Below are 4,076 nucleotides of genomic sequence, written 5' to 3' on the forward strand. Positions count from 1 at the left end.
TCTACCAACTGAGCTAACCACCCAATTCGGTAACTTCCTAAGAAGGTTTCCGTTTTGTTCTGGGGCTATCCCCTGAGAACGAGGCGCATCATACCCGACAGCGTTTTTGTGTCAACAAAAAAAGCGCCAAAAATTTCAAAAACTTTACTTCCAATTTTTGTCACCAAGTTTCATGCGCCTTTGCACACGCTCCTCTCAATTCACAACAGATCACTCTTCATCCAACTCTGCCCCGTCGACTGACACAGGCGTAGGCTGAACCTCCTCTTCTACCCCATCTTGCTCCTGCGCAATCTCGCCTGGTAGCTGGCGATAATCGGTACCGACAGAATGCCCCGCGATCATAACTTCACCACGGTGAGGGAAAAGCGGCCCCTTGGGTCGACCGACATCAGGAGCGTTGTAATTGCATACGCCCTGCGGAAAAATTCTCCGCAGATCGTCAATGCGCTCAACGATTCCCGCGGTAGCACTACCGTAAATATCTTTTGCCACGGCCCGCTCAACCGGCTGCAGGGCACACTTGAACACGTCACCGGTAATTGGCGCTCCGGACATCTGGCGCGGCGTACTGTGGATGGGGTACTGGCGCATACAGGCTCCGGCAGGCTTGTGATTCCAATCACCGTCCCACACTGACGGGCCGGCGGCCAGTACATTACCGTCTCGATCAAAGCAACGATCCGAGGCCTCAACTGGCTTGTTACCTGCCACACCGCGTTCCGGATGCTCGATAATTTTTTGCATCCAGTGATCAATGACATCCAGCGCCTCATCCACCGGATTATATTTTTTGTGGCTCATCCAGATCAGCTGGTTATCCGCATGACCACGTGCACGACGGATACGCTCCCTGCTGGCAAAGGAAGCCAGGCTGTGATGCATATCCAGCTCACCGTCGAGATAGTGGCGCACATCCAGAATCGGTATTTCCACATCGCCGAGAAAAACATGGCCCGAGCGATAAATGCCTTCAATTGCCTCGACACTGGCTATATTTCTCGGCGCAGGATTGTCCAAGCTACCTAGATTCATGTTGTGATCACTCCACACCGAGAGGTCCATTGGGAAAACTTCCCCATTCATAAACCAGAGTTTTTCATCACCCTGCTCGGTTGGATTTTTCCAGCCACCGATAGTCGCATTGAGGCGCAGAAACTCGTCGATGTTAAGCTTCCCCTGCTTCAAAGCATTCAGGCCGTATTGCACCCCCTGATTATCCCAGGCGCTGTTGGCGTACCCGTCCTCACCAGCCCCGTAGAACTCACGCAGATCCTCCCAGTGAGTCCAGTGAGTCTTCTCCGCCACGGTATCTGCGAAACTTTTGCTGAAATGGATGAAGTTAGGGTTATTGACCAACGGTACCAGCCCCCGCCACCCCTGAACACATTCAGAGGCGCCCTCTGCGGTCGTCCGGTAGCGGCCATCGAACAGGGCAGCAGCATCCTCAAGAACCTTAAAGCGATGCTCAAATTCGGGATTGGTCGCCAGACCGATTACCGACTCACGCTCCTGCACATCTCGCCAACGGGGATCCTCTGCGGCAACCACATCGAAGAAATATTCCAGCGGCTCACAATCAAACACATAGATTGTCTGACTCACCATGTCGGGATACGAATACAAAGGCAGTGCAGCATCCAATACACCCGGGGCATTCTGGGCGAGAAGATATTGCTGAATAGCACCGCCGGATCCACCGATCCCCACGGTATACATTGGCTCGGCGTATAGTGCGGAAAACTGCTTCTTCAGGCGCCGTGCCGTATCCTCTGCCAACCAGATGTTGTAGTGATTACTGGTCTGGTTTGCAGTGGAATAGACCACCGCATAGCCGCGAGCCAACTGATCCGCGCGGCGATCTATAATTTGACGATGTGAAATATCTCCCTGCTGGCGCCCTACCCCAACACCGCCTCGAAACTGATAGATCAACCGCTTATTCCAGTTACTGGTATTTGGCGCTTCTGCGGTTTCCCCTTCACCACGCAATGCCGCAATGGCGTAGAAAAAGCGATTGATGGTTCCGGTTTCCAGCCGCACAATAAATTCCGTGGATTTTCCGTTAACCGTCACCTGATCTATGTCGCCGTTTGCACGTTCCAACGGGTGGAACTCACCATCTAATGTGCTCCGATAGTAATAGGCAACGGAGGTCTTGTGACTGCAATCCCTACTGTAACCAATTACCTCATCGGTTTGACTTCCATCGTCATCAAGAGAGAAAACCGGCACACCTTCACCGTCGTGATTATCCACCAGCGGCTGGGACCCGGTAATTTTATTGACGCCGCATAGAAAAGGATACGTGGACGGCCCGGCGAAAAGGGTTTCCACGGGCCCCGTTCCACCAATAGCAATCGGGAATGGATAGTATTCTGCAGGGCGCCCACTTTTGCGCGGGTGGTCACCGCGATATGCAGGGATGGGCGCGTGATCCAGCGCCCCCTCAGGCACACCCACTACCGGCGCCTTAGGCACCCCGGGCAGGCGCGGCAGCTTCTCGTATACATACCACCCCCCCAGTGCCAGCAGGACAGAAAATGAAGCGATTACTCCAGTTACCACCCGACGGGTAGTAAACCGCGCAGAGCGATTCCATGCGCTCCAAGCCATATGCGCCTCCGTACGCCATGTGTTCCATTTGCCAGCGAGTTTTTAAATTGAGACTGGCACAGAAACAGTATATGTGGCGCCGGGAAAAGCGTCGGGGAGTTGGCGGAGGAGTAAACTCGAAGAAAATTCGGCAAAAGGAGGCGGTCGCTGGCGCGCGCTACAGAAGAAAAAAGCGAGAAAAATGAAGAGGGGGAGACCCGGAGCAAAAAGAAACTTTTTTGCTCCGGTTACTGCAGATCACAAAACGTTAATCCCCAAGACCTACGCTACCGGGATTGACGCTGCGATGGCGCATCACACGATGATGCCGCGCTCCTGCAGAGATTGAATAACCGCGTCAACTTCCTGCTCCAGAGTCATCTGGTCAGTGCGCAGGTGCAGTTCTGCATTGACTGGCGCTTCGTAGGGGTCATCGATTCCGGTGAAACCACGGATTTCGCCGGCGCGCGCCTTTTTGTACAAGCCTTTTGGATCGCGCTCTTCCGCCGCCTCAAGGGAGCAGTCGACAAACACTTCCATGAATGGCAAGTCACCCTCTTCGTGCACCTTGCGCACCAGGGCACGGTCTTCCGCGTACGGACTGATGAAGCTGCTCAGCACCACAACACCGGTATCCGCGAACAGCTTGGAAATCTCGCCCACTCGACGAATATTTTCCTGGCGATCTTCTGCAGAGAAACCCAGGTTGGAGTTGATACCGAGACGGATATTATCGCCATCCAGACGGTAGCTCAGCACACCGCGCGCAGTCAGCGCCTTTTCAACCGCAACCGCCACGGTACTCTTACCGGAGCCAGAAAGTCCGGTGAACCACAGAGTCACACCTTTATGGCCCAGCATGGCAGCACGATCGCCGCGAGTTACATCGCCGTCGTGCCAGTGAACATTGGTTGCCTTGCGCTCGACTACTTCCGTCACATTTATCCCCTAAGTACTTTAATGACAAAACTCGGCCCCAAAGGCGGCCGAAATTACAAAAACTGGCGCGCATTATCCTCGATCGCCCCAGTGCAGGTAAAGGCAACCGATAGAACAATAAAGTCCCAAAACCAAAAAACCCGGCATAAAGCCGGGTTTACGGGACCAAAAGGTCAGATATGGGGTGGCCGACGGGGATCGAACCCGCGACCTCAGGAGCCACAATCCTGTGCTCTACCAACTGAGCTACGGCCACCATAGTAGTGCTTTACGTTGTGCCTTGTGGCAACACAACGGTTTCCCTGCTTGGCACAAAGCCCGGCAGGGTCGAAACGCTTGTTTGCAAAGCACCGCTTTGCGAGCGTTTCTACGCCCATCAGCTGTGCTGATGGGCCGGAATAGTCCTGCGATTACCAGCCGGCAGGAGGTTACCACTGTCTGCCAAGCTCATAGCCACCATCAAAGATATGGCACGCCCGGCAGGACTCGAACCTGCGACCATCCGCTTAGAAGGCGGATGCTCTATCCAGCTGAGCTACGGG

General features: G+C 54.2%; 2 protein-coding genes and 1 tRNA gene. All 3 read right to left on the bottom strand.

What is annotated here, in order from left to right; all coding sequences use genetic code 11:
* Positions 1 to 210: 210 nt before the first annotated feature.
* The 3 genes from B4U49_RS01060 to B4U49_RS01070 all read right to left on the bottom strand — a co-directional run bounded on the left by B4U49_RS01060 (position 211) and on the right by B4U49_RS01070 (position 3,790).
* Positions 211 to 2,616, bottom strand: a complete 2,406-nt coding sequence (locus B4U49_RS01060; protein WP_078082743.1) for a DUF6351 family protein — start codon at positions 2,614 to 2,616, stop codon at positions 211 to 213.
* 294 nt (positions 2,617 to 2,910) lie between these two features.
* A complete protein-coding gene (gene cysC, locus B4U49_RS01065; RefSeq protein ID WP_078082744.1) occupies positions 2,911 to 3,534 on the bottom strand; it encodes an adenylyl-sulfate kinase in 624 nt (207 codons plus the stop codon).
* A 180-nt stretch (positions 3,535 to 3,714) separates the two neighbouring features.
* Positions 3,715 to 3,790 (bottom strand) — tRNA-His (locus tag B4U49_RS01070).
* Between the last annotated feature and the right edge of the window lie 286 nt (positions 3,791 to 4,076).

This window comes from Microbulbifer mangrovi (assembly GCF_002009015.1).
Taxonomy (GTDB): Bacteria; Pseudomonadota; Gammaproteobacteria; order Pseudomonadales; family Cellvibrionaceae; genus Microbulbifer; species Microbulbifer mangrovi.